The sequence below is a fragment of the Pseudomonas fluorescens Q2-87 genome (assembly GCF_000281895.1).
GTDB classification, from domain to species: domain Bacteria; phylum Pseudomonadota; class Gammaproteobacteria; order Pseudomonadales; family Pseudomonadaceae; genus Aquipseudomonas; species Aquipseudomonas fluorescens_S.
Window position 1 is genome coordinate 1,018,383 of record NZ_CM001558.1, and the last position, 25,550, is coordinate 1,043,932.

23 protein-coding genes and 1 other RNA gene are annotated in these 25,550 nt (G+C 61.4%); 20 read left to right on the forward strand and 4 right to left on the reverse strand.

The window, feature by feature from the left end; genetic code table 11:
• Window position 1: 1 nt before the first annotated feature.
• Together PFLQ2_RS23025 and PFLQ2_RS23020 are read left to right on the forward strand one after the other, a co-directional pair.
• Complete coding sequence (locus PFLQ2_RS23025; RefSeq protein ID WP_003178197.1) at window positions 2-415, forward strand: ClpXP protease specificity-enhancing factor; 414 nt, start codon at window positions 2-4, stop codon at window positions 413-415.
• A gap of 985 nt (window positions 416-1,400) precedes the next feature.
• Complete coding sequence (locus PFLQ2_RS23020) at window positions 1,401-1,760, forward strand: DUF6124 family protein (RefSeq protein WP_003178199.1); 360 nt, start codon at window positions 1,401-1,403, stop codon at window positions 1,758-1,760.
• A gap of 655 nt (window positions 1,761-2,415) precedes the next feature.
• On the opposite strand, the gene PFLQ2_RS23015 is transcribed toward PFLQ2_RS23020, so the two are convergent.
• The 4 genes from PFLQ2_RS23015 to PFLQ2_RS23000 all read right to left on the reverse strand — a co-directional run bounded on the left by PFLQ2_RS23015 (window position 2,416) and on the right by PFLQ2_RS23000 (window position 5,861).
• Window positions 2,416-2,994 (reverse strand): BON domain-containing protein, encoded by a 579-nt coding sequence (locus PFLQ2_RS23015; protein ID WP_003178201.1) that lies wholly within the window; start codon window positions 2,992-2,994, stop codon window positions 2,416-2,418.
• On the reverse strand, window positions 2,991-3,584 hold the full coding sequence (locus PFLQ2_RS23010) for a phosphoheptose isomerase (protein WP_007904374.1): 594 nt from the start codon (window positions 3,582-3,584) through the stop codon (window positions 2,991-2,993). The genes PFLQ2_RS23015 and PFLQ2_RS23010 overlap by 4 nt, the downstream gene beginning before the upstream one ends.
• A 103-nt stretch (window positions 3,585-3,687) precedes the next feature.
• Window positions 3,688-4,050 carry a YraN family protein gene (locus tag PFLQ2_RS23005; RefSeq protein WP_003178204.1) on the reverse strand — a complete coding sequence of 121 codons (363 nt, stop codon included), beginning with the start codon at window positions 4,048-4,050 and terminating at the stop codon, window positions 3,688-3,690.
• Entirely contained in the window at window positions 4,050-5,861 is a 1,812-nt protein-coding gene (locus PFLQ2_RS23000; RefSeq protein WP_003178206.1) for a penicillin-binding protein activator, read from the reverse strand. The genes PFLQ2_RS23005 and PFLQ2_RS23000 overlap by 1 nt, the downstream gene beginning before the upstream one ends.
• A gap of 180 nt (window positions 5,862-6,041) precedes the next feature.
• Between PFLQ2_RS23000 and rsmI the strand changes: the two genes are divergently transcribed.
• The 18 genes from rsmI to lpxC all read left to right on the forward strand — a co-directional run bounded on the left by rsmI (window position 6,042) and on the right by lpxC (window position 25,522).
• On the forward strand, window positions 6,042-6,947 hold the full coding sequence (gene rsmI / locus PFLQ2_RS22995) for a 16S rRNA (cytidine(1402)-2'-O)-methyltransferase (RefSeq protein ID WP_172680578.1): 906 nt from the start codon (window positions 6,042-6,044) through the stop codon (window positions 6,945-6,947).
• Window positions 6,948-7,020: 73 nt separating this feature from the next.
• An RNA gene (rnpB, locus tag PFLQ2_RS28395) (RNase P RNA component class A) lies at window positions 7,021-7,374 on the forward strand.
• Window positions 7,375-7,682: 308 nt separating this feature from the next.
• A complete protein-coding gene (gene mraZ / locus PFLQ2_RS22990; RefSeq protein WP_003178209.1) occupies window positions 7,683-8,138 on the forward strand; it encodes a division/cell wall cluster transcriptional repressor MraZ in 456 nt (151 codons plus the stop codon).
• Window positions 8,135-9,082, forward strand: coding sequence for a 16S rRNA (cytosine(1402)-N(4))-methyltransferase RsmH (rsmH, locus tag PFLQ2_RS22985; RefSeq protein ID WP_003178211.1), 948 nt, complete (start codon window positions 8,135-8,137; stop codon window positions 9,080-9,082). Before mraZ ends, rsmH begins: the two co-directional genes overlap by 4 nt.
• Window positions 9,079-9,372 carry a cell division protein FtsL gene (gene ftsL / locus PFLQ2_RS22980; protein ID WP_003178214.1) on the forward strand — a complete coding sequence of 98 codons (294 nt, stop codon included), beginning with the start codon at window positions 9,079-9,081 and terminating at the stop codon, window positions 9,370-9,372. The genes rsmH and ftsL overlap by 4 nt, the downstream gene beginning before the upstream one ends.
• Window positions 9,372-11,111 (forward strand): peptidoglycan D,D-transpeptidase FtsI family protein, encoded by a 1,740-nt coding sequence (locus PFLQ2_RS22975; protein ID WP_172680581.1) that lies wholly within the window; start codon window positions 9,372-9,374, stop codon window positions 11,109-11,111. Before ftsL ends, PFLQ2_RS22975 begins: the two co-directional genes overlap by 1 nt.
• Window positions 11,111-12,574 (forward strand): UDP-N-acetylmuramoyl-L-alanyl-D-glutamate--2,6-diaminopimelate ligase, encoded by a 1,464-nt coding sequence (locus PFLQ2_RS22970; RefSeq protein WP_003178219.1) that lies wholly within the window; start codon window positions 11,111-11,113, stop codon window positions 12,572-12,574. Before PFLQ2_RS22975 ends, PFLQ2_RS22970 begins: the two co-directional genes overlap by 1 nt.
• Complete coding sequence (locus tag PFLQ2_RS22965) at window positions 12,567-13,934, forward strand: UDP-N-acetylmuramoyl-tripeptide--D-alanyl-D-alanine ligase (protein WP_003178222.1); 1,368 nt, start codon at window positions 12,567-12,569, stop codon at window positions 13,932-13,934. The genes PFLQ2_RS22970 and PFLQ2_RS22965 overlap by 8 nt, the downstream gene beginning before the upstream one ends.
• A complete protein-coding gene (mraY, locus tag PFLQ2_RS22960; RefSeq protein WP_003178223.1) occupies window positions 13,934-15,016 on the forward strand; it encodes a phospho-N-acetylmuramoyl-pentapeptide-transferase in 1,083 nt (360 codons plus the stop codon). The genes PFLQ2_RS22965 and mraY overlap by 1 nt, the downstream gene beginning before the upstream one ends.
• A 5-nt stretch (window positions 15,017-15,021) precedes the next feature.
• Window positions 15,022-16,368, forward strand: a complete 1,347-nt coding sequence (gene murD / locus PFLQ2_RS22955) for a UDP-N-acetylmuramoyl-L-alanine--D-glutamate ligase (RefSeq protein WP_003178225.1) — start codon at window positions 15,022-15,024, stop codon at window positions 16,366-16,368.
• Window positions 16,365-17,582: a putative lipid II flippase FtsW gene (gene ftsW / locus PFLQ2_RS22950; RefSeq protein WP_003178227.1), complete on the forward strand. Its 1,218-nt coding sequence runs from the start codon at window positions 16,365-16,367 to the stop codon at window positions 17,580-17,582. Before murD ends, ftsW begins: the two co-directional genes overlap by 4 nt.
• Complete coding sequence (gene murG / locus PFLQ2_RS22945) at window positions 17,572-18,642, forward strand: undecaprenyldiphospho-muramoylpentapeptide beta-N-acetylglucosaminyltransferase (protein WP_003178228.1); 1,071 nt, start codon at window positions 17,572-17,574, stop codon at window positions 18,640-18,642. The genes ftsW and murG overlap by 11 nt, the downstream gene beginning before the upstream one ends.
• Window positions 18,635-20,095, forward strand: coding sequence for a UDP-N-acetylmuramate--L-alanine ligase (gene murC, locus PFLQ2_RS22940; protein ID WP_003178230.1), 1,461 nt, complete (start codon window positions 18,635-18,637; stop codon window positions 20,093-20,095). The genes murG and murC overlap by 8 nt, the downstream gene beginning before the upstream one ends.
• The gene (locus PFLQ2_RS22935; RefSeq protein ID WP_003178232.1) at window positions 20,092-21,057 is read left to right on the forward strand and encodes a D-alanine--D-alanine ligase; all 966 of its coding nucleotides are present in this window, start codon (window positions 20,092-20,094) and stop codon (window positions 21,055-21,057) included. The genes murC and PFLQ2_RS22935 overlap by 4 nt, the downstream gene beginning before the upstream one ends.
• Window positions 21,058-21,060: 3 nt before the next feature.
• The gene (locus tag PFLQ2_RS22930) at window positions 21,061-21,927 is read left to right on the forward strand and encodes a cell division protein FtsQ/DivIB (protein WP_033045919.1); all 867 of its coding nucleotides are present in this window, start codon (window positions 21,061-21,063) and stop codon (window positions 21,925-21,927) included.
• Window positions 21,928-21,942: 15 nt separating this feature from the next.
• Window positions 21,943-23,202: a cell division protein FtsA gene (gene ftsA, locus PFLQ2_RS22925; RefSeq protein WP_003178237.1), complete on the forward strand. Its 1,260-nt coding sequence runs from the start codon at window positions 21,943-21,945 to the stop codon at window positions 23,200-23,202.
• A gap of 102 nt (window positions 23,203-23,304) precedes the next feature.
• On the forward strand, window positions 23,305-24,498 hold the full coding sequence (gene ftsZ, locus PFLQ2_RS22920; RefSeq protein ID WP_003178239.1) for a cell division protein FtsZ: 1,194 nt from the start codon (window positions 23,305-23,307) through the stop codon (window positions 24,496-24,498).
• Window positions 24,499-24,610: 112 nt separating this feature from the next.
• Window positions 24,611-25,522 carry a UDP-3-O-acyl-N-acetylglucosamine deacetylase gene (gene lpxC, locus PFLQ2_RS22915; RefSeq protein ID WP_003178240.1) on the forward strand — a complete coding sequence of 304 codons (912 nt, stop codon included), beginning with the start codon at window positions 24,611-24,613 and terminating at the stop codon, window positions 25,520-25,522.
• The last annotated feature ends 28 nt before the right edge of the window (window positions 25,523-25,550 follow it).

Sequence of the window (25,550 nt, forward strand, 5' to 3'; positions counted from 1 at the left end):
TATGAACTCCAGTCGACCTTATCTGGTCCGCGCGCTCTACGAGTGGATTGTGGACAACGATTGCACCCCGCATATGCTGGTCAATGCCGAGTATCCGTCGGTGCAGGTGCCGCAGGGTTTTGCCAATGATGGGCAGATTGTCCTGAACGTTTCGCCGGCTGCCGTGCGTCATCTGCACATGGACAACGACGCGGTCAGTTTCGAAGGGCGCTTCGGTGGTGTGCCACACACTTTGTACGTGCCTATCGCGGCGATCCTGGGGATTTATGCTCGGGAGAATGGCCAGGGTATGGTGTTTGAGTTGGAAGCACCGTTGGATGGTGAAGATGAGCTTGAGGCGGATGATGATTTGCCGCCACCGGATGATGAGCCGCCGCGGCCTAGCGGTCGGCCTAGTCTTAAGGTGGTGAAGTAGCGGAGCGGGTGATCTGTTCGCTGTTGCTGTTCGCTGAGGAAAATGCCTGTGTCGTGAGATGTGGGCATTTTTTTGGCTGTATTCACTGGTGGATTGGTGTGTATATCCGTTTCTTCGGTAACGGCTACTTAGGGTTCCGCCCTTACGGCCGGTCACTTTTGGAAGAGCCGGGAGCCGGACCAGCCAAAAGTAACCAAAAGCGCTTTGCCCCACCACTGGGCACCTCGCCTAGGCTCGGTGTGCCCTCACTCCGGCATTGCTCCGTGGGCCCGCCGCGAAGGGCCATCCATGGCCCAGCGCGGCTATCCCGGCATCCATGCCGGGATGCCCACTGCGCAGTGCCTGCGTTCGGCCCTTGTGGTTAACGGGGCGCCCAAGATCAAAAGCAAAGCAAAAGCGAGGCGGCCTAACGGCCGACCTGGCTCTCAGGGTGTATCCCCAGTGAAGCAAATGCCATAGCCGAGCAAAGCCCTGGATTGCGCCACCTATCCCTGTGGCGAGGGAGCTTGCTCCCGCTGGGTGGCGAAGCCGCCCCAAATCAGTGGCGCATTTCTTCAGCTAAACCACCTGAACCGGCCATACGACGGCTACGCCGCCGAGCGGGAGCAAGCTCCCTCGCCACAGGGGGCATCGTATGCCTTCAGATTAATGTTCGACTTTACCATTTTGCCCACATAACCCCACACATCCTTGCGCCTTTGCCTACAACTACGCCAGAATCCGCCCGCTTGTGCGCCTTGTCCCTGGGTTCTATTGTCTTCCTGCCACTGCCCATCAGTGGTCGGGTTTAGTAGCCCGGTAATTGCAACGGTTGCATGAGTCTCATCAGTCAGGCCTTCGCCTGCACTTGATGGTGGCTGTGCGCATGGCGCCTTAGGGCGCGCCGGGTTTCCGTTGCCTTACCGGTCTACTAACTTGCGCACAGCTGCCTCCTTTCGTTTAGTAGCGAGACGGTAGCTGCCTACTAACTTAAGGGAACGTAAAAATGTACAAAATAACTCCGAATCCCCCAGAAGCAGCCTCTACCGCACAATCCGAAAAATCCAAAGCCAAGCAGCAAGACGAAGCCACGAAACGTGTACTTGATCACTACTTGCTGCCAAAGCCGGATAAATCCCAAGACGCGCCAAAACCGGGCCAGGTATTCACCGTCGTGAAAGGCCTCGATAACGAATGCCTGCTCGCCAATCTCAGCGAAACCCTGGCCTCGGCGGACGCCATGGCCAACGAACTCGCATTCGACCTGGACGGCTCACGGCGTCATTTGGCGCTTGGCATTCAGCAGCTGATCGAGCTGAGTTCACTGCTGGCGAACCAGGTGCTGGATAACGTCGACCCGCGATAGCCATTAACGGCCAAGCCAGTTTTCGCCAGGCACTCTGTCTTCTGTGGGAGCGAGCTTGCTCGCGATGGTGTCAGGTCAGCACCATCGGCGTTGGCTGGCACACCGCAATCGCGAGCCAGCTCGCTCCCACAGTTGGATTGAGGTGCAGCCGGAGAGGCAGCTCGGCTGTCAGACCGCCTTCGCGAGCAAGTCCGCTCTCACATTTGGAACGGAGTACGACCGGAGAGACAGGTCGGCTTTAAGGCCGCCTCGCTCCGGTTTTTGATCTTGGGCGCCCCGTTAACCACGCTGGCCGAACGCAGGTATTGCGCAGTGGGCATCCCGGCATGGATGCCGGGATAGCCGCGCTGGGCCATGGATGGCCCTTCGCGGCGGCCCACGGAGCAATGCCGGAGTGAGGGCACACCGAGCCTAGGCGAGGTGCCGAGTGGTGGGGCAAGAGCGTTTTGCTTACTTTTGCGCTTCTCAAAAGTGAGCCGCTGTAAGAGCGGAACCGTCAGTGGCCGTTACCGCGGCAACGGATATACACACGAACCCCCGCCCATAACAGAAAAGACGAGCCCAAAAAAAACGGCGCCTCCCCACCCTGGAAGAAGCGCCGTTTTTTAGTAGTCCAACAAGCTGCGTCTCACAAAGCCCGCAACCGAACCACCCCTTAATCGATGTATTCAAACAACTTAACGATCTTCTGTACCCCGGAAACACCTTGCACCAGGTTAGTCGCCTGAGCGGCTTCTTTCTTGGTCAGCAAGCCCAGCAGATAAACGATGCCATTCTCGGTCACAACCTTGATGCGCGAGCCGGGAATGCTGGCGTCCGTGAGCATCTGGGTCTTGATCTTGGTGGTCAGCCACGCATCGTTCTGGCGTGCCAGCAGCGAGGAGGGTTGCAGGACTTGCAGCTCGTTATGCACGGTCTTGACCCGTTGCACGGCGCTGGCTTCCTGTTCGGCCTTGGCCTTGAGGTCGGCGCGTGGGGTCTGGCCGGCCAGCAGCACGACACCGTTGAAGCTGGTGACGACGATGTGCGAGTTGTTGTCCAGGTCCGGGTCGGCCTTGGCGATGTTCACTCCCACCTTGGTTTCGATCAGGGAGTCGTCGATCTTGCTGCCGAAGGTGCGGGTGCCGCGGTCGTCTTCAATCGGCTTTTCCCGGCTGGCGTTAACCACCGATGTGCAGCCGCTGATACCGAGGCACAGGGTCAGGGCCAGAAGGCCTAGGCGATTAGGGGTCATTCTTCACTCCCGAACAGTTGGCTGTCGATCAAGTCGCAAAGACAATGGATCGCCAGCAGATGGACTTCCTGAATACGTGCGGTGACATTGGCCGGTACGCGGATCTCGACGTCTTCAGGCAATAGCAGTGATGCCATGCCGCCGCCATCGCGACCGGTCAATGCTACGACAATCATTTCGCGATCATGTGCGGCCTGGATCGCTTGAATAATATTGGCTGAGTTGCCGCTGGTGGAGATCGCCAGCAACACATCACCGGGTTGGCCCAGGGCGCGGATCTGCTTGGAGAATATTTCGTTGTAGCTGTAGTCGTTGGCGATCGAGGTGATCGTCGAGCTGTCGGTGGTCAGCGCAATGGCCGGCAGGCTCGGGCGCTCGCGTTCGAAACGGTTGAGCAGCTCCGACGAGAAGTGCTGGGCGTCGCCGGCTGAGCCGCCGTTGCCGCACGAAAGCATTTTGCCCTCGTTGAGCAAGGCATTGACCATCACTTGGCTGGCTTGCTCGATGTGCGGTGCAAGTACGTCCATCGCCTGTTGCTTGGTGTCGATACTGGCCTGAAAAAGCTGGCGAATTCGCGATTGCATGTCCATCTGTGTGACCTTAAGTAGCGCGGCTTATCGGCACGAACATGTGCGGCGCGCAAAGCAAAGAGCAAAAAAGTTTAGGTGACGGTGTCCGGCTCGGCATGGGCGCTCAACTGTCGAAGGCGTTTTGCAGCCAGTTCAACTGGTCGGCGTTGCTGTCGATGGCAACCACGTCGAAGCGGCAGGGGTGATCGGCCCAGCGAGATTCGCGTTGCAGGAAGTGCTGCGCAGCGAAAACCAGCTTCTGGCGCTTGCGCTCGTCGATACTGGCGAGCGCGCCACCCCATTGAGTATTTTTTCTGTAGCGGACTTCGACGAATACTACTGTATCGCCGTCAAGCATGACCAGATCAAGCTCGCCGCGCTTGCATAGCCAGTTCTGCGCCACCAGCCGCAGTCCGTGCTGTTGGAGGTGCGCGAGGGCCAGGCCCTCGGCATCCCGTCCGCTTTGCTGGCGTGATCGGTCAGGCATCAGCGCTGGGTGTCCGGCAGGCGCTGGACCTGGCCGTTGACGAACTCTGCCCATGGCAGTTGACGTTGTACGCGCTGGGTCGGCGATACGGCCAGGCTACCCGACAGGCCTTCGATGCGGCTGTCCGGCAGGGTCTTGAGCTGGCCAAGGCGTGGCGCCAGTCGATAGGCGTCGGCACCCATCGCATACAGCCGGCCCAAACTGCCGCCTGCCTGGGGCCACTGGGCGGTAACCTGCTTGCGCAGCGGGTCATTGGCGTCGAGCAGCCAAGGGGTTTCGCAGAAACGAATGCCGCTCATGTCGTTGTACTGGTTCTGGTCGCCGCTGGCGCTGAACACGGACGACGTCGCGTAGACCGGCACGTCGCCGGCGTACTGGAAGTTCAGGGTCGGCTTGATCTGTTGGGCCTGCTGCGGGGTCGATGCCAGGAAAATGAACTCGATGTCCTGGCGACGCGAAGGCTGGGCCGCGACATTGGTGCCAACGGCGCTTTGCAGGCTCTTGGCGCGACCTTCGCTTTGGCGCAGCTGGAACATGTCGGCGATCTGCTGGGCCAGTTGCACGGGCTGATCGACGCGTTCGATAGCGATGATGGTGCCGCCGTTGCCCTGCCAATCCTGGCTGAAGGCCTTCAATACGCGGTCACCCCATTCACCCTTCGGCACCATCACAGCGGCACGGTGCAGGCCATCGGCACGGGCGCGACGGGAGACTTCCCGAGCCTCGTCTTCAGGAGCCAAGCCGAACTGGAACAGTTGGGGCGGGCCTTGTTCGCCTTCGCTGTAGTTCAGTGCCAGGGTAGTGATCGGCAATTGCGGGCGGGTACTGATCTGTTTGACCAGTGGCTTTTCCAGTGGTCCGACGACCAGTTGCACGCCGTCGGCCTGGGCCTTGCGATAAAACTCGTCCATGGAGGTCAGGCTGGAACTGTCATAAAACTGGATGCTCGGCGGCTTTTGCCCGGCCTGCTGGGCCTGGTAATGCGCTGCCATGAAGCCTTCACGCAAAGCCTTTGCGACGGCGGCCAATTGGCCATTCTGCGGCAACAGCAGGGCGATCTTGCTCAGCGGCTGGCTCGCCAGCTCCTTGAGCTTGACCAGCGGTGCCGGCAATTGAAGCGCGGCGGGGTGCTTGGGGTTCTGTTCGCGCCAATGATCGATCGCTGCCTGCTGTTGTTCCAAGGTGCCGGCGGTTTTCACCGCCAGCGCCAGGCTCAGCCAGCCACCCAAGTCATCGTTGGAGGTCGGTTGCAGTTGGTCGGTAGGCAACGAGGCGATCAAAGACCAGATGGCCTCGTGGTTTTTCGCCGCAGCGTCGTTTTCCAGTAGCGGTGCAATGAAGATGCGTTCCTTGGCCGCGGCCAAGGTCTGGCCGTCAGCCTCCAAGGCGCGGGCGCGGACAGTGCCTGTGCGGACCTGCTGGTCCACCGGCATTTCGCTCAGGTGTTGCAGGCTTGGATGGTTCAGGGCGGTCAGCGCGGCCTTGGGCTGGTTGCGCGTCATCGCCAGTTCAGCCGACAGTGTGCTGGCGAAAATCTGCTGGCCGGGCTTGAGTTGCTCCATCGGCACCTGTTGCAGGATTTGTGCGGACTGGCCGGCATTGCCCTGACGGTAGGCCAGGTCTGCGGCGCTGAGGCGTAACAGGGCGGCTTTTTCCGGTGTTTTGCTTTGGGCGGCCTGTTCGAGCAACTGCTCGATACTGGCGTCCGGGGTCCGTGGAAGCTCGCCAAGGCTGGACGAGGGCGAGCTGGCGCAGGCCGCCAGGAGGGCAGCGAGACAGAGGGCGGAGAACAGCCGCAGGCAAGCGATCATGTAAATGTTCCTGATACGAGATCAAATTAGCGTCGAATTGTACCCAAGCACTGGCCGGGGCGCGATGTTAGTGGCGTGAATCGATCAATTTAGGTATTTCAAAGAGTGCGGTGCAGCACAAAAGGCAGGTATTGCCCCAATGGCTAATGTGAACAGCCGAGACCGTCAGCACACGCTACAATGGCGGTTTTTACCGACCGTGAGGTGTGCGTTTTGACTGCTCCAGGTGCTTTGAATTCCGCTGCCGGCTCGCTTTATGTGGTGGCGACGCCCATCGGCAACCTGGACGATATCAGTGCCCGGGCGCTGAAAATCCTGCAGGAGGTTGCGCTCATTGCGGCTGAAGACACGCGGCACTCGCAGCGCCTGTTGCAGCATTTCGGTATTTCCACGCCATTGGCGGCCTGCCATGAACACAATGAGCGCGACGAAGGCAGTCGCTTCATTACCCGGCTGCTGGCAGGCGATAACGTCGCGCTGATTTCCGATGCGGGGACGCCGCTGATTTCCGACCCAGGCTATCACTTGGTGCGCCAAGCCCGGGCGGCCGGCATCGCCGTGGTACCGGTGCCAGGTGCTTGTGCATTGATTGCTGCGCTGTCGGCGGCGGGTCTGCCGTCGGATCGCTTCATCTTCGAGGGTTTCCTGCCGGCCAAGGCGGTGGGGCGACGGGCGCGCCTGGAGGCTATAAAGGAAGAGCCGCGCACGCTGATCTTCTATGAAGCGCCGCACCGCATCCTTGAGTGCCTGCAAGACATGGAGCTGGTATTTGGCCCCGAGCGCCAGGCGCTGCTGGCCCGTGAGCTGACCAAAACCTTTGAAACCCTGAAGGGCCTGCCGTTGGCGCAGTTGCGTGCCTTTGTCGAAGGCGACAGCAACCAGCAGCGCGGCGAGTGCGTCGTGTTGGTGGCGGGCTGGACGCCGCCGGACAATGAAGACGCTGTCAGCAGTGAAGCGATGCGCATCCTCGACCTGCTGCTGGAGGAAATGCCTCTCAAGCGTGCTACTGCCCTGGCGGCGCAGATTACTGGTGAGCGCAAGAACGTGCTTTATCAGGTCGCGCTGGAAAAACAGAAGGGGCAGTGAGCCGGGACGACGGGCGGGCTAAAGGCTTTTAGCGCTTGTTCTTCAGGCGCTCTACCGTTAACCTTCGCGGCGGAGAGTCGATCGGACAGTCGCTGCCCCCTATGAAAATTAGGGGGGGGAGGAAAGTCCGGGCTCCATAGGGCGAAGTGCCAGGTAATGCCTGGGAGGCGTGAGCCTACGGAAAGTGCCACAGAAAATAACCGCCTAAGCGCTTCGGCGCCGGTAAGGGTGAAAAGGTGCGGTAAGAGCGCACCGCACGGCTGGCAACAGTTCGTGGCTAGGTAAACCCCACTTGGAGCAAGACCAAATAGGGTCCCAAGGCGTGGCCCGCGCTGGGACCGGGTAGGTTGCTAAAGATGTCCAGTGATGGCCATCGTAGACGAATGACTGTTCAAGACAGAACCCGGCTTACAGATCGACTCTCCACCTTTTCCCTCCCTGCCAGAATCACTGGCAGACGCAGTTCCTAATACCAAAAAAATCTTACTCTTAACAAATCACTTTAACTTGTGCGCGCAGCCTCCTGTGCTCTCTCGGGTTGAGGCGAATATTCCTACGTCAGATTCTTGTTGACCCTCCTGAAACGCTCCTAAATCTCCGATCTATAAGGCTTTTCCTTCAATCCGCGCCTTGACGGTGCGGTAGGCGCATTCCTATAGTGTGCGCAAGTGGCGGAAAGTGGCACGAAGTGGGTTTTTTTGAAGGTAAAACGCTAAAAAGTGGAGAAACGCTGACGTGTTTCGCGGAGCTAACGCTATCAGTCTCGATGCAAAAGGCCGTCTCGCCATGCCGAGCCGGTATCGTGACGAGCTCGTTTCGCGAAGTTCGGGGCAGTTAATCGTCACGATCGACGCCGTTGATCCATGTTTGTCTGTTTACCCTCTGGATGAGTGGGAAATCATCGAAACCAAACTGCGCGCGCTGCCTTCGCTGCGTGAAGAAAACCGTCGCTTGCAACGCCTGCTGATTGGTAATGCCGTTGATCTGGAGCTCGACGGCAGCGGTCGTTTCCTGGTGCCGCCGCGCCTGCGCGAGTACGCCAAGCTGGATAAGCGCGCGATGCTGGTCGGCCAACTGAACAAGTTCCAGCTGTGGGACGAAGATGCCTGGAATGCGGTTTCTGCCGCTGACCTGGCTGCTATTCAACAACCGGGCGCCATGCCTGATGAACTGCGTGATTTGATCCTGTGACTACTGATAGCGGCTTTAACCACATCACCGTACTGCTTGACGAAGCCGTCGAGGCTCTCGCCGTACGTCCTGATGGCTGCTATCTGGACGGCACGTTCGGGCGTGGCGGGCACAGCCGGCTGATTCTCAGCCAGCTCGGTCCGGACGGCCGGCTGCTGGGGTTCGACAAGGATCCTCAAGCGATTGCCACCGGGCAAGCGCTGGCGGCCGAAGACGGCCGCTTTGTCGTTGTGCAGCGCAGCTTTGCCGAGCTGGGTTCGGAGGTCGCCGGGCGCGGCCTGGCCGGCAAGGTCAGTGGTGTGCTGCTCGACCTGGGCGTGTCTTCGCCGCAACTGGATGATCCCGAGCGCGGCTTCAGTTTCCTCAATGACGGCCCGCTGGACATGCGCATGGACCCGTCCCGCGGGATCAGCGCCGCCGAATTCGTCAACACCGCCCCGGTGGAGGAAATCGCCCGTGTCTTCAAGGAATACGGAGAAGAGCGTTTCTCCGGCCGTATGGCCCGTGCCGTGGTCGAGCGTCGCGACATCAAGCCATTCGAGCGCACCGGCGACCTGGCCGAGGTGCTGAAAGTCGCCAACCCAGCGTGGGAAAAGGGCAAGAACCCGGCGACCCGCGCGTTCCAGGGGCTGCGCATCCACGTCAACAATGAACTGGGCGATCTGGAAGCCGGCCTTGAGGCAGCGCTTGAAGCGCTGGAGATCGGTGGCCGGCTGGTGGTGATCAGCTTCCATTCCCTGGAAGACCGTATCGTCAAGCTGTTCATGCGCAAACTTACCAAGGGCGAAGCCGATAATCTGCCACGCAACCTGCCGGTGCGTTTCGAAGCCTTCGTGCCAAAGATCAAGATTCACGGCAAGGCGCAGTTCGCCTCCGAGGCCGAGCTCAAGGCCAACCCGCGTGCCCGTAGCGCTGTCATGCGTGTTGCGGAGAAGTTGCGGTGAGCAAGCTCTTCGCCAAGCCTCTGCCTGGCGGCAGCTTTTTCATGCTGCTGCTATTTATTGGCGTGCTCGTGTCGGCCATCGCCGTGTCTTATAGCGCGCACTGGAACCGGCAGTTGCTCAATACCCTTTACAACGAACTGAGTGTGCGCGACAAGGCGCAGGCCGAGTGGGGTCGGTTGATCCTGGAGCAGAGCACCTGGACCGCCCATAGCCGCATCGAAGTATTGGCCACCGAGCAGTTGAAGATGCGCATCCCCGGTGCCGCTGAAGTACAAATGGTGGCGCCATGATGAAACTCGAAGGGGCACTGTTCCCGTGGCGGTTCCGTCTGGTCCTGGGTTTGCTTGGGGTCATGGTCGCGGCGATTTCCTGGCGCATCATTGACCTGCAGGTTGTCGACCGCGACTTCCTCAAGGGGCAGGGCGATGCGCGCAGCGTGCGGCATATCCCGATTCCGGCGCACCGTGGCTTGATTACCGACCGCAATGGCGAACCGTTGGCCGTGAGTACTCCGGTGACGACCCTGTGGGCAAACGCCAAGGAAATGCAGCTGGCCAAGGAAAAGTGGCCTGCGTTGGCTGCCGCCCTTGGCCAGGATCCGAAGGCTCTGGCCGAGCGCCTTGAAGCCCAGGCCAACAAGGAATTCATTTATCTGGTGCGCGGGTTGACGCCCGAGCAGGGCCAGAGCGTGCTCGACCTTAAAGTGCCAGGCGTATATGGCATCGAAGAGTTCCGGCGTTTTTATCCGGCCGGTGAAGTCACGGCCCACATGGTCGGGTTCACCGACATCGATGATCGAGGCCGCGAAGGTGTCGAGCTGGCCTATGACGAATGGCTCGCCGGAGTCGCCGGCAAGCGCCAGGTCATCAAGGACCGGCGCGGCAGGCTGATCAAGGATGTCCAAGTCACCAAAAACGCCAAGGCCGGCAAGCCCTTGGCGTTGTCCATTGACCTGCGCCTGCAATACCTGGCCAACCGTGAGCTGCGCAATGCCATCGTCGAGAACGGTGCCAAGGCTGGCAGCCTGGTGATCATGGACGTGAAGACCGGCGAGATCCTCGCCATGGTCAACCAGCCCACCTACAACCCGAACAACCGTCGCAACTTGCAACCAGCCATGATGCGCAACCGGGCGATGATCGACGTGTTCGAACCGGGTTCGACCATGAAAGCCGTTTCCATGGCTGCGGCCCTGGAAACCGGGCGCTGGAAGCCGAGCGACACCGTCGAGGTTTATCCGGGCACGCTGCAGATCGGCAAGTACACCATCCGCGACGTTTCCAAGACCGAAGGCCCGGTGCTTGACCTGACCGGCATCCTGATCAACTCCAGTAACGTGGGCATGAGCAAGATTGCCTTCGACATCGGCGGCGAGACGATCTACCGCCTGGCACAGAAAATCGGCCTTGGCCAGGATACCGGCCTGGGCTTCCCGGGCGAACGCGTCGGCAACCTGCCGAACTACCGCGACTGGCGCAAGGCTGAAACGGCGACCTTGTCCTACGGCTACGGTGTTTCCGTGACGGCAATCCAGTTGGTCCATGCGTTTTCCGCGCTGGCCAACAATGGGCGCATGGCACCGCTGACCCTGATCAAGACCGACAAGGCGCCGCAGACGACCCAGGTGATTCCGGAGAATGTCGCCAAGACCATGCAAGGCATGCTGCAACAGGTGATCGAAGCTCCGCGTGGCGTGTTCCGCGCCCAGGTTCCGGCCTATCACGTAGCAGGCAAGTCGGGTACCGCCCGCAAGACCTCCGTGGGCACCAAGGGCTATGCCGAAAACTCCTACCGTTCGCTGTTCGCCGGCTTCGGCCCGATGAGCGATCCACGCTATGCAATCGTCGTGGTCATCGACGAGCCGAGCAAGGCCGGCTACTTCGGTGGCCTGGTGTCGGCGCCGGTATTCAGCAAGGTGATGTCCGGCACCCTTCGCCTGATGAACATTACCCCGGATAACCTGCCGCCGACGCAGCAGGCCAATACCGCGCCGGTCATACCCTTGAAAGCCGAAGGAGGGCGTGGCTGATGTCCCTGAGCCTGAACAAGATCTTTGCCCACGCCGGCCACGACCTGTTGATCCGCGAGTTGGCCCTGGATAGCCGCAATGTACGTGCCGGGGACCTGTTCCTGGCGGTGCCGGGTGCTCGTTTCGATGGTCGTGCCCATATCGCCGATGCGTTGAAGCGCGGCGCGGCAGCCGTGGCTTATGAAGTGGCAGGCGCGACCGTGCTGCCGATCACTGACGTTCCGCTGATACCGGTCAAGGGGCTGGCGGCGCAACTGTCGGACATCGCCGGGCGTTTCTACGGCGACCCGAGTCGCCACCTGAACCTTGTTGGCGTGACCGGCACCAACGGCAAGACCAGCGTGACCCAACTGGTGGCCCAGGCTTTGGACCTGCTCGGCCAGCATTGCGGCATCGTCGGTACCCTGGGCAACGGTTTCCATGGCGCGCTGGAAAGCGGCCTGCACACCACGCCGAACCCCATCGCCGTGCAAGCGACCCTGGCGGACCTGAAGAAGGCCGGCGCGAAGGCCGTTGCGATGGAAGTCTCCTCCCACGGCCTGGACCAGGGGCGAGTGACTGCGCTGGCGTTCGACGTCGCCGTGCTGACCAACCTGTCCCGTGACCACCTGGATTACCACGGCACCATGCAGGCCTACGGCGAAGCGAAGGCCAAGCTGTTCGCCTGGAATGAGCTGAAATGCCGGGTCATCAACATCGATGACGAGTTCGGCCGACAATTGGCTGCCGACAAACGCGAGTCCCGCTTGATCACCTACAGCCAGGAAGATGCCAGCGCCTACTTATATGTACGCCAGGCGCAATTCACCGATGAAGGTGTGCTCGCCACGCTGGTTACGCCCCAGGGTGAGCATCATTTGCGCAGCACCTTGCTGGGACGCTTCAACCTGAGCAACGTACTGGCCGCCATTGGTGCCTTGCTCGGCCTGGACTATGCGCTGGACGAAATCCTCAAGGTCCTGCCGAAGCTCGAAGGGCCGGCGGGGCGCATGCAACGCCTGGGTGGCGGTACGCAACCGCTGGTGGTGGTCGATTACGCCCATACTCCCGATGCCCTGGAAAAAGTCCTGTCGGCCCTGCGGCCTCACGCCAAGGGCAAGTTGCTGTGCCTGTTCGGTTGCGGTGGCGATCGTGATCGCGGCAAGCGTCCGCTGATGGCCGAAGTGGTCGAACGCCTGGCCGACGGCGTGCTGGTCACCGACGACAACCCGCGCAGCGAAGACCCGTTGCGAATTTTCGATGACATCCGCGGCGGTTTCTCGGCCGTGGACAACGTCACCTTCGTGGCCGGTCGCGGCCAGGCCATTGCCCAGTTGATCGCCAGCGCGTCGGCGGACGACGTCATCGTCCTGGCCGGCAAGGGGCACGAGGACTATCAGGAAATCAATGGCGAACGCCATGCTTTTTCCGATCTGGTGGAAGCCGATCATGCCTTGACCGCGTGGGAGGTGGCCCATGCTTAAGGCCTTGAAACTGAGCGAACTGACCAACGTCCTGAATGCGCGTCTCGTCGCTGCCGACGCCAGCTTCGATGGCGTCAGCATCGACAGCCGGGCCATTGCGCCTGGGCAGTTGTTCGTGGCTCTCACCGGGCCGCGTTTCGACGGCCACGATTACTTGAACGAAGTTGCGGCCAAGGGCGCGGTCGCTGCACTGGTCGAGCGGGAAGTGACCAACAGCACGTTGCCGCAATTGCTGGTCAGCGACACCCGCCAGGCCCTGGGCCAGCTCGGTGCGCTGAACCGCGCGGCCTATGCCAACCCGGTCGCGGCAATCACCGGTTCCAGCGGCAAGACCACGGTCAAGGAAATGCTTGCCAGCATCCTGCGCACCCGCGGTCCGGTGCTGGCAACCCGTGGCAACCTGAACAACGACCTCGGCGTACCGCTGACCCTGCTGGAACTGGCGCCGGAACACAGCGCCGCGGTCATTGAACTGGGCGCTTCACGCCTTGGCGAGATCGCCTACACCGTGGGCCTGACCAAGCCTCACGTGGCCGTACTCAATAACGCCGGGACTGCCCACGTTGGTGAGTTCGGCGGCCCGGAAAAAATCGTCGAGGCCAAGGGCGAGATCATCGAGGGGCTGGCTGCCGATGGCGTCGCCGTGCTGAATCTTGACGACAAGGCTTTCGAAATCTGGAAGACCCGTGCGGGCGAGCGCAAGGTGCTGACTTTCGCCCTGAGCAATCTTGCCGCGAATTTCTACGCCAGCGACCTGGATCGTGATGCCCGCGGCTGCCCAGCCTTCAATCTGCACAGCCCCGACGGCGTCGAGCGGGTCCAGTTGAACCTGCTCGGCACCCATAACGTTGCCAATGCCCTGGCGGCTGCGGCGGCTGCCCATGCCCTCGGCGTTTCGCTGCCGGGCATCGTCGCCGGGCTGAACGCGGTGCAACCGGTCAAGGGACGCACCGTCGCGCAACTGGCCAGTAATGGCATGCGCGTGATCGACGACACCTACAACGCCAACCCGACGTCCATGTGCGCGGCGGTGGATATCCTTGCCGGTTTCTCCGGCCGTACCGTGCTGGTGCTGGGAGATATCGGCGAGTTGGGCGAATGGGCGCAACAGGGCCATCACGACGTCGGCGCCTATGCCCGCGGCAAGGTCGATGCGCTTTATGCAGTGGGCCCGATGATGGCCCATGCGGTCGCCGCGTTTGGCGAGCACGCGCAGCACTTCACCACCCAGGCCGAACTGATTCAGGCGCTGAGTGCCGAGCAGGACCCGAACACCACCTTACTGATCAAGGGCTCACGCAGTGCGGCGATGGAAAACATCGTCGCGGCATTGTGCGGCACCCCGATGGAGAAACATTAATGCTGCTGCTGCTAGCGGAGTACCTGCAACAGTTCCACAAAGGCTTCGCGGTCTTCCAGTACCTGACCCTGCGCGGGATCCTGGGTGTACTGACTGCGCTGTCGTTGTCGCTGTTCCTGGGCCCGTGGATGATCCGCACTTTGCAGAACCTGCAAATCGGCCAGTCGGTCCGTAACGACGGCCCGCAATCGCACCTGTCCAAGTCCGGCACCCCGACCATGGGCGGCGCGTTGATCCTGTCGTCCATTGGCATCAGCACCTTGCTCTGGGCTGACCTGGCGAACCGTTACGTCTGGGTCGTGCTGCTGGTGACACTGCTGTTTGGCGCCATCGGCTGGGTCGATGACTACCGTAAGGTGATCGAGAAGAACTCCCGTGGGCTGCCAAGCCGCTGGAAATATTTCTGGCAATCGGTGTTCGGCCTCGGCGCGGCGATCTTCCTTTATATGACCGCCGCCTCGCCGGTGGAAACCACCCTGATCCTGCCGATGCTCAAGGATTACAGCATTGCGCTGGGCGCAGGTTTCATCGTGCTGACCTACCTGGTCATCGTCGGTTCGAGCAACGCGGTCAACCTCACCGATGGCCTTGACGGCCTGGCGATCATGCCGACGGTGATGGTCGGCGGCGCGCTGGGGATCTTCTGCTACCTGTCGGGCAACGTGAAGTTCGCTGAGTACCTGTTGATCCCGTATGTGCCCGGGGCAGGCGAGCTGATCGTGTTCTGCGGTGCGCTGATCGGCGCCGGCCTGGGCTTCCTCTGGTTCAACACCTACCCGGCGCAAGTCTTCATGGGCGACGTCGGTGCGTTGGCGCTGGGCGCAGCCTTGGGCACCATCGCCGTCATCGTTCGCCAGGAAATCGTCCTGTTCATCATGGGCGGCGTATTCGTAATGGAGACCCTGTCAGTCGTCATTCAGGTTGCCTCCTTTAAATTGACCGGCCGCCGGGTATTTCGCATGGCGCCGATCCACCACCACTTTGAACTCAAGGGCTGGCCCGAGCCGCGTGTGATCGTCCGTTTCTGGATCATCACCGTGATCCTGGTCCTGGTCGGCCTTGCCACCCTGAAGCTGAGGTAGAACGAGTGTCCCTGATCGCTTCTGACCACTTCCGCATCGTTGTCGGCCTCGGCAAGAGCGGCATGTCCCTGGTTCGCTTCCTGGCGAACCGGGGCGTGTCGTTTGCCGTGGCCGATACGCGGGAAAATCCTCCTGAGCTGGCCACGCTGCGGCGTGACTATCCACAGGTGGACGTGCGTTGTGGCGAGCTGGACGTCGAGTTCCTGTGTCGCGCCGATGAACTCTACGTGAGCCCTGGCCTGGCCCTGGCGACCCCGGCCCTGCAGGCGGCGGCTGCCCGTGGCGTGAAACTGTCCGGCGACATCGAGCTGTTTGCGCGTAACGCCAAGGCACCGATCATTGCCATCAGCGGCTCCAACGCGAAAAGCACGGTCACCACCCTGGTGGGCGAGATGGCGGCAGCGGCTGGCAAGCGTGTCGCCGTGGGCGGTAACCTCGGCACTCCGGCGCTGGACCTGCTCAGTGACGACGTCGAGCTGTACGTGATGGAACTGTCGAGCTTCCAACTCGAAACCACCGACCAGTTGAATGCCGAAGTGGCAACCGTGCTCAACATCAGCGAAGACCACATGGACCGCTACAGCGGCCTGCCGGCTTATCACCTGGCCAAGCACCGGATCTTCCGGGGCGCCCGGCAAGTGGTGTTCAACCGTCAGGACGCGCTGACCCGTCCGCTGATCGGCGAAGGGCTGCCGTACTGGACCTTCGGCCTCGGTGTTCCGGATTTCAAAGGCTTCGGTTTGCGCGAAGAGAACGGCGAGAAATACCTGGCCTTCGAATTCCAGAACCTGATGCCGGTGCGCGAATTGAAAGTCCGTGGTGCTCACAACCAGGCCAATGCCCTGGCGGCCCTGGCCTTGGGCCACGCGGTCGGCCTGCCGTTCGAGGCGATGCTGTCGGCATTGCGTAACTTTGCCGGCCTGGAACACCGTTGCCAGTGGGTGCGCGACCTTGATGGCGTGGCCTGGTACAACGATTCCAAGGCCACCAATGTTGGTGCCGCGCTGGCCGCCATTGAAGGGCTGGGGGCGGATATCGAGGGCAAACTCGTGCTGATCGCCGGCGGCGACGGCAAAGGGGCAGACTTCAAGGACCTGCGCGATCCGGTGGCGGCCAACTGCCGTGCCGTGGTGCTGATGGGCCGCGACCGCGAACTGATCGCCCAGGCGCTCGGCGATGCCGTGCCGCTGATTCGGGTCGCTTCGCTGGACGAAGCGGTGCAGCAGTGCCGCGCCCTTGCTCAACCGGGCGACGCAGTCCTGTTGTCGCCGGCCTGCGCCAGCTTCGACATGTTCAAGAATTACGAAGAACGTGGGCAGTTGTTCGCCCGGGCCGCGGAGGAACTGGCATGAGCCTGATGAATATCATCAAGCCGTACCCGTCGCCGTTGATTACCGGGCGTGGCATCGATCTGGATTTCCCAATGCTCGCCGGTTGCCTGGCGCTGCTGGGCCTGGGCCTGGTGATGATCACGTCGGCGTCGTCGGAAGTGGCCGCCGTGCAGTCGGGCAACACGCTTTATCACATGATCCGCCACCTGGTTTACCTGGTGATCGGCCTGGGGGCGTGCATTGTCACCATGATGGTGCCGATCGCCACCTGGCAACGCTTGGGCTGGTTGATGCTGATCGGCGCCTTCGGCTTGCTGGTGATGGTGCTGTTGCCGGGGATCGGTCGCGAGGTCAACGGCTCGATGCGCTGGATCGGCTTCAGCTTCTTCAACGTGCAGCCGTCGGAAATCGCCAAGGTGTTCGTGGTGATCTACCTCGCCGGTTATCTGGTGCGTCGCCAGAAAGAAGTGCGCGAGAGCTGGATGGGCTTTTTCAAACCGTTCATCGTGTTGCTGCCGATGGCCGGGCTGCTGCTGATGGAGCCGGACTTCGGTGCCACGGTGGTAATGATGGGCGCGGCGGCGGCGATGCTGTTCCTGGGCGGCGTCGGGTTGTTCCGTTTCACCCTGATGGTGGCGCTGGCAGTGGCGGCCGTGACGGTGCTGGTGCAGGCGCAACCTTATCGGATGGCGCGACTGATCACCTTTACCGATCCGTGGGCCGACCAATTCGGTTCCGGCTATCAATTGACCCAGGCGTTGATCGCCTTCGGTCGCGGCGAATGGCTGGGTGTGGGCCTGGGCAACAGCGTGCAGAAGCAGTTCTACCTGCCCGAAGCGCACACCGACTTCGTGTTCTCGGTCCTGGCCGAAGAACTGGGTGTGGTGGGCTCGTTGTGCACCGTTGCCTTGTTCGTATTCGTCTGCGTGCGCGGCATGTACATCGGCTTGTGGGCCGAGAAGGCCAAGCAATTTTTTGCCGCCTACGTGGCCTACGGCTTGTCGTTCCTGTGGATCGGTCAGTTCTTGATCAACATCGGCGTGAACGTCGGCCTGTTGCCGACCAAGGGCCTGACACTGCCGTTCCTCAGTTATGGCGGCAGCTCCCTGGTGATCTGCTGTGCCTGCCTCGGCTTGCTGCTGCGCATCGAATGGGAGAGTCGAACCCACCTGGGCAGCGAAGAGATGGAATTCCAGGAAAGCGACTTCGCCGAGGAGCCGACCCATGGGCGCTAATGTGCTGATCATGGCCGGCGGTACCGGCGGGCATGTGTTCCCGGCGCTGGCTTGTGCCCGGGAATTCCAGGCGCGCGGCTACACCGTGCACTGGCTGGGTACGCCACGGGGCATCGAGAACGAACTGGTGCCCGGCGCCGGCCTGGAGCTGCATCGGATCGATGCAAGCGGCCTGCGCGGCAAGGGTAAGCTGTCGTTGCTCAAGGCGCCGCTGATGCTGCTCAAGTCGATCTGGCAGGCGCGGGCGATCATCCGTCGGTTGCGGCCGGTCTGCGTGGTCGGGTTTGGCGGTTATGTGACCGGTCCTGGTGGTGTCGCGGCAAAACTGGCCGGTGTGCCGGTGATCGTTCACGAGCAGAACGCCGTGGCCGGTACCGCCAATCGGTTACTGGTGCCGTTGGCCGCTCGGGTCTGTGAAGCCTTTCCCGACACCTTTACCCTGTCGGGCAGCCGCCGCACCACCGGTAATCCGGTGCGCAACGAGCTGTTCCTGGATACACCGCGCCCGGCCCTGGCCGGACGCAAAGCGCGTTTGCTGATCCTCGGTGGAAGCCTGGGAGCAGAGCCGTTGAACAAATTGCTGCCCGAAGCCTTGTCGCAGGTCGCCACCGAACTGCGCCCGGAGGTGTTTCACCAGGCCGGCAAAAACCACGATGAAGTGACTGCCGAGCGCTACCGCGCCGCCGGTGTCGAGGCGCAGGTGCAGCCGTTCATCAAAGACATGGCCCAAGCCTATGGCTGGGCCGACCTGGTGATCTGCCGCGCAGGCGCGCTGACCATCAGTGAACTGGCTGCCGCCGGTCTGCCCTCGATGCTGGTGCCTCTGCCCCACGCCATTGACGATCACCAGACCCGCAATGCCGATTATTTGGCCCGTGAAGGCGCTGCCTTCCTGATGCCGCAAAGAACGACTGGCGCTGCGGATCTTGCCGCCCGCCTGACAGAGGTTTTGATGCAGCCGCAACGACTTGAAGACATGGCTCGCGCCGCGCGCCGCCTGGCCAAACCCGATGCCACGGCCCAAGTGGTCGATACCTGCCTGGAGGTGGCCCATGGTTGAGAATCGCAAAGCCATGCCCCAACCGGAAATGCGCCGTATCCGCCGCATCCACTTCGTCGGTATCGGCGGCGTGGGCATGTGCGGGATCGCCGAAGTGCTGCTGAACCTGGGTTACCAGGTCTCGGGTTCCGACCTGAAGGCATCCCCGGTTACCGAGCGCCTGGAGTCCTTCGGCGCACAGATCTTTATCGGCCACCGTGCCGAGAACGCCGCCAATGCCGATGTGCTGGTGGTTTCCAGCGCCGTGAACACCTCCAACCCGGAAGTCGCCACCGCCCTGGAGCGTCGCATTCCCGTGGTCCCGCGCGCCGAGATGCTGGCCGAACTGATGCGCTACCGCCACGGCATCGCCGTCGCCGGTACTCACGGCAAGACCACCACCACCAGCCTGATCGCCTCGGTGTTTGCCGCCGGTGGCCTGGACCCGACGTTCGTCATCGGTGGCCGTCTGAATGCCGCTGGCACCAATGCCCAGTTGGGCACCAGTCGCTACCTGATCGCCGAAGCCGACGAGAGCGATGCGAGCTTCCTGCACCTGCAACCGCTGGTGGCCGTGGTGACCAACATCGACGCCGACCACATGGCGACCTACGACGGTGACTTCAACAAGCTGAAGAAAACCTTCGTCGAGTTCCTGCACAACCTGCCGTTCTACGGTTTGGCGGTGGTATGCCTGGACGATCCGGTGGTGCGCGAAATCCTGCCGCTGATCAAGCGTCCGACCGTGACCTATGGCTTTGGCGAAGATGTCGACGTGCGCGCCATCAACGTACGCCAGCAGGGCATGCAGACCTTCTTTACCGTGCTGCGCCCTGATCGCGAGCCGCTGGATGTGTCGGTGAACATGCCCGGCAACCACAACGTCCTCAACGCGCTGGCGACCATTTGCATTGCCACCGACGAAGGCGTCGGCGACGACGCCATCGTCCAGGGCCTGTCCGGGTTCCAGGGCGTAGGCCGACGCTTCCAGGTCTACGGCGAACTGCCGGTGGACGGCGGCAACGTGATGCTGGTGGACGACTACGGCCATCACCCGACCGAAGTCGCGGCTGTGATCAAGGCCGTGCGCGGCGGTTGGCCGGAGCGGCGCCTGGTGATGGTCTACCAACCACACCGCTATAGCCGCACCCGCGACCTGTACGACGATTTCGTCCAGGTGCTGGCGGACGCCAACGTATTGCTGCTGATGGAAGTCTATCCGGCCGGCGAAGAGCCGATCCCGGGTGCCGACAGTCGTCAGCTATGCCACAGCATTCGCCAACGCGGACAGTTGGACCCGATCTACATCGAGCGCGGCGTGGACCTCGCACCGCTGGTCAAGCCGTTGCTGCGCGCCGGTGACATCTTGCTGTGCCAGGGTGCCGGCGACATCGGAGGCCTGGCCCCGAAACTGTTGAAAAGTCCGTTATTCGCTGGGGCAATCGTGGCTTCCAGCGAGGGGAAACTGAAATGACTGCTGCCTACGCCAATCTGGTCTCGACCATAGAGCCGAAAGCCTTCGGTCGTGTTGCCGTGCTGTTCGGCGGCAAGAGCGCCGAGCGCGAGGTGTCCCTCAAGTCCGGCAACGCCGTGTTGCAAGCCCTGCAAAGCGCCGGTGTCGACGCCTTCGGCATCGATGTGGGCGACGATTTCCTGCAGCGGCTGCTGAGCGAAAAAATCGACCGCGCCTTCATCATTCTTCATGGTCGCGGCGGTGAAGACGGCAGCATGCAAGGCCTGCTCGAATGCCTGGGCATTCCCTACACCGGCAGCGGCATCCTCGCGTCTGCCTTGGCCATGGACAAGTTGCGCACCAAGCAGGTCTGGCACAGCCTCGGTATTCCGACGCCGCGTCACGCTGTTTTGGCGAGCGAGGCCGATTGTATTTCGGCGGCGACGGAACTGGGGTTTCCTTTGATCGTCAAACCGGCCCATGAAGGTTCAAGTATCGGCATGGCGAAAGTGAATTCGCTGCCTGAGTTGACCGCGGCATGGAAAGACGCCAGTTCCTACGATTCGCAAGTGTTGGTCGAGCAATGGATCACCGGTCCCGAGTTCACCATCGCCACCCTGCGTGACCAGGTGTTGCCCCCGATTGCCCTGGGCACGCCCCACACGTTCTACGACTACGACGCCAAATACATCGCCAACGATACCCAGTACCGCATTCCCTGCGGGCTGGACGCCGCCAAGGAAAAACAACTGATGGACCTCACGGCCAAGGCCTGTGAGGCGCTGGGTATTGCCGGTTGGGGCCGGGCGGACGTGATGCAGGATGCCGACGGGCAGTTCTGGTTCCTGGAAGTCAACACCGCGCCGGGCATGACCGATCACAGCCTGGTGCCAATGGCGGCCCGTGCTGCCGGCCTGGATTTCCAGCAACTGGTGTTGTCGATCCTGGCGGCCAGTGTCGGCCATCAAGAGCCAAGAGGTTAAGCCATGCAAGGCGCATCGCTTCGTCATCAGCCCACCGCACCCGGCCGCAAGCCGGTGCCGCGGGGTGCCAGCCGGATGGTGGCCAAGGAGCCGATGTCGGCGCGCCTGCCGAAAGCCAATTTTGGTTTTCTCAAGAGCCTGTTCTGGCCGGTACTGCTGGTGGTGTTGGGGTTCGGTACGTATGAAGGCGCACAACGGCTGCTGCCTTATGCCGACCGGCCGATTGCCCGGATCAACGTGCAGGGCGACTTGAGTTACATCAGCCAGCAAGCGGTGCAGCAGCGGATCGCCCCCTACGTGGCGTCGAGCTTCTTCACCATCGACCTGGCGGCCATGCGCACCGAACTGGAACAGATGCCCTGGATCGCCCATGCCGAAGTACGGCGGGTATGGCCAGACCAGGTGTCTATTCGCCTGGAAGAGCAACTGCCAGTGGCCCGTTGGGGCGACGAGTCGTTGCTGAACAACCAGGGCCAGGCGTTCACGCCGCGGGAACTGGCGAACTACGAACATTTGCCACAACTGTTCGGTCCTCAGCGGGCCCAGCAGCAAGTGATGCAGCAATACCAGGTGTTGAGTCAGATGTTGCGGCCTCTGGGCTTCTCCATCGCGCGCCTGGAATTGCGTGAGCGCGGCAGCTGGTTCCTGACCACTGGCGCGGGCAGCTCGGGACCGGGCATCGAGCTGCTGCTCGGTCGCGGCAACCTGGTTGAAAAGATGCGCCGCTTCATCGCCATCTATGACAAGACGCTCAAAGAACAGATTACGAACATTGCGCGCATCGATCTGCGCTACGCCAACGGCCTCGCTGTTGGCTGGCGCGAACCTGTAGCGCCGACGACGGCCGCACCCGCCGTCGCGAAGAATTAAGAAGAGGCAGGACCCATGGCAAACGTGCAAAGCGGAAAAATGATCGTCGGTCTGGATATCGGCACTTCCAAGGTGGTAGCGCTGGTAGGCGAAGTCGCGGACGACGGCACGCTGGTCATCGTCGGGATCGGTACGCACCCGTCCCGCGGCTTGAAAAAAGGCGTGGTGGTGAACATCGAGTCCACCGTGCAATCGATCCAGCGCGCCATCGAAGAAGCGCAGCTGATGGCCGGTTGCCGGATCCACTCGGCGTTCGTCGGCGTGGCGGGCAATCACATCCGCAGCCTCAACTCCCACGGCATCGTGGCGATTCGTGATCGCGAAGTCAGCTCCGCCGACCTCGAACGCGTGCTCGACGCGGCCCAGGCCGTAGCGATCCCGGCCGACCAGCGTGTGCTGCACACCCTGCCGCAGGATTACGTGATCGATAACCAGGAAGGCGTGCGTGAGCCCCTGGGCATGTCCGGCGTGCGCCTGGAAGCCAAGGTCCACGTGGTCACCTGTGCCGTGAACGCGGCACAGAACATTGAAAAATGCGTGCGCCGCTGCGGCCTGGAAATCGACGACATCATCCTTGAGCAACTGGCCTCGGCCTACTCGGTGCTGACCGACGACGAGAAAGAGCTGGGCGTGTGCCTGGTGGACATCGGCGGCGGCACCACCGACATCGCGATCTTCACCGAAGGCGCCATTCGCCACACGGCGGTGATCCCGATTGCCGGCGACCAGGTGACCAACGACATCGCCATGGCGCTGCGCACCCCGACCCAGTACGCCGAGGAAATCAAGATCCGCTACGCCTGCGCCCTGGCGAAACTGGCCGGTGCCGGTGAAACCATCAAGGTGCCAAGCGTCGGCGACCGTCCACCGCGCGAACTGTCCCGCCAGGCCCTGGCCGAAGTGGTCGAGCCGCGCTACGACGAATTGTTCACGCTGATCCAGGCCGAGCTGCGTCGCAGCGGCTACGAAGACCTGATCCCGGCCGGCATCGTGCTGACCGGCGGTACGTCGAAGATGGAAGGCGCGGTCGAGCTGGCCGAAGAGATTTTCCACATGCCGGTGCGCCTGGGCGTGCCCCATGGCGTCAAGGGCCTGGATGACGTGGTTCGCAACCCGATCTATTCCACTGGCGTGGGCCTGTTGATGTACGGCCTGCAAAAGCAGTCCGACGGGATTTCGTTCTCAGGCATCGGCAGCCGCGACAGCTACAGCAACGACGAGCCGAAGGCGCCGCTGTTCGAGCGGCTCCAGGCTTGGGTGAAAGGCAATTTTTAACACAGGTTCAAAGCTTCGAGCGGCAAGTTTCAGGCTTGGCGCTGGAAGGCGGTAAAAAACGCAGTAGGCGAAAAAAAACTAGAGAATGTAAGGAGAGGGAAAATGTTTGAACTCGTAGACAACATCCCCGCTAGCCCGGTTATCAAAGTAATCGGAGTCGGCGGTGGCGGCGGCAACGCTGTCAACCACATGGTCAAGAGCAACATTGAAGGCGTTGAATTCATCTGCGCCAACACTGATGCCCAGGCACTGAAATCCATCGGCGCGCGGACCATCCTGCAACTGGGCACTGGCGTAACCAAAGGCCTGGGCGCCGGCGCCAACCCTGAAGTCGGTCGTCAGGCCGCTCTCGAAGACCGTGAGCGCATTGCCGAAGTCCTTCAGGGCACCAACATGGTGTTCATCACGACGGGCATGGGCGGCGGTACCGGTACCGGTGCGGCGCCGATCATTGCCGAAGTGGCCAAGGAAATGGGGATCCTCACCGTTGCGGTGGTGACTCGTCCGTTCCCGTTCGAAGGCCGCAAGCGCATGCAGATTGCCGACGAAGGTATCCGTCTGCTGTCTGAAAGCGTTGACTCGTTGATCACCATCCCCAACGAGAAGCTGCTGACCATCCTCGGTAAAGACGCGAGCCTCCTGTCGGCTTTCGCCAAGGCTGACGATGTACTGGCCGGTGCCGTTCGCGGTATCTCCGACATCATCAAGCGTCCGGGCATGATCAACGTCGACTTTGCCGACGTACGGACAGTCATGAGCGAAATGGGCATGGCGATGATGGGCACTGGCTGCGCCAGCGGTCCGAACCGTGCACGCGAGGCCACCGAAGCGGCCATTCGCAACCCATTGCTCGAAGACGTGAACCTGCAAGGCGCACGCGGCATCCTGGTGAATATCACCGCCGGTCCTGACCTGTCCCTGGGTGAGTACTCCGACGTGGGTAGCATCATTGAAGCCTTCGCTTCCGAGCACGCGATGGTCAAGGTCGGTACCGTTATCGATCCAGACATGCGCGATGAGCTGCACGTCACCGTGGTTGCCACCGGTCTGGGCGCGAAAATCGAGAAGCCTGTGAAGGTCATCGACAATACCGTTCACACCTCCATGGCTTCGCAACCGCAACAACAAGTGTCTGCCCGTCAGGAAGCGCCTGCGGTGAACTACCGTGACCTGGACCGTCCGACCGTCATGCGCAACCAGGCCCAGGCCGGTGCTGCGACTGCCGCGAAGATGAATCCACAAGACGATCTGGATTACCTGGACATCCCGGCATTCCTGCGTCGTCAGGCCGATTGATGGAATGTATCAGGGGGATACGGGTGATTGGTGTTCAGCAAAGGTCTGGTCTGCTATCATCGCCAGCCTTTGTTGATACCAGTTCGCAATTTGCGCTGAAGCGGCCCATGCCATGATTAAACAACGCACCCTGAAGAATATTATCCGTGCCACAGGTGTCGGCTTGCACTCCGGCGAGAAGGTCTACCTGACCCTCAAGCCCGCGCCTATCGATACCGGCATTGTGTTTTGTCGTGCCGACCTCGACCCTGTGGTGCAGATCCCTGCTCGCGCGGAAAACGTTGGTGAAACCACTATGTCGACCACGTTGGTCAACGGTGACACCAAAGTGGATACGGTGGAGCATTTGCTCTCGGCCATGGCTGGCCTGGGCATCGATAACGCCTACGTCGAGCTCTCCGCGTCCGAAGTCCCGATCATGGATGGCAGTGCCGGACCCTTCGTATTCCTGATTCAATCGGCTGGCCTGGAAGAGCAGGACGCAGCCAAGAAGTTCATCCGTATCCTGCGGGAAGTGACAGTGGAAGATGGCGACAAGCGCGCCACTTTTGTCCCTTTCGAAGGTTTCAAGGTGAGCTTCGAGATCGATTTCGATCACCCGGTTTTCCGTGACCGCACCCAGAGTGCAAGCGTGGATTTTTCCAGCACTTCGTTCGTAAAAGAAGTCAGCCGCGCCCGTACCTTTGGTTTCATGAGTGACATCGAGTACCTGCGCAAGCACAACCTCGCACTCGGCGGCAGTGTTGAAAACGCGATCGTGGTCGATTCCGATGGTGTTTTGAACGAAGACGGCCTTCGTTATGAAGACGAATTCGTCAAGCACAAGATCCTCGATGCTATCGGCGACCTCTACCTGCTGGGCAATAGCCTGATTGGTGAGTTCAAGGGCTTCAAGTCCGGCCACGCATTGAACAACCAGCTTCTGCGCAAGTTGATTGAGCAGAAGGATGCTTGGGAAGTCGTGACGTTCGAAGACGCCAGCACCGCACCAATCTCTTACATGCGCCCTGTCGCGGCCGTGTAAGCAAAAAACCTCTCTAGTTTTTTAAGGG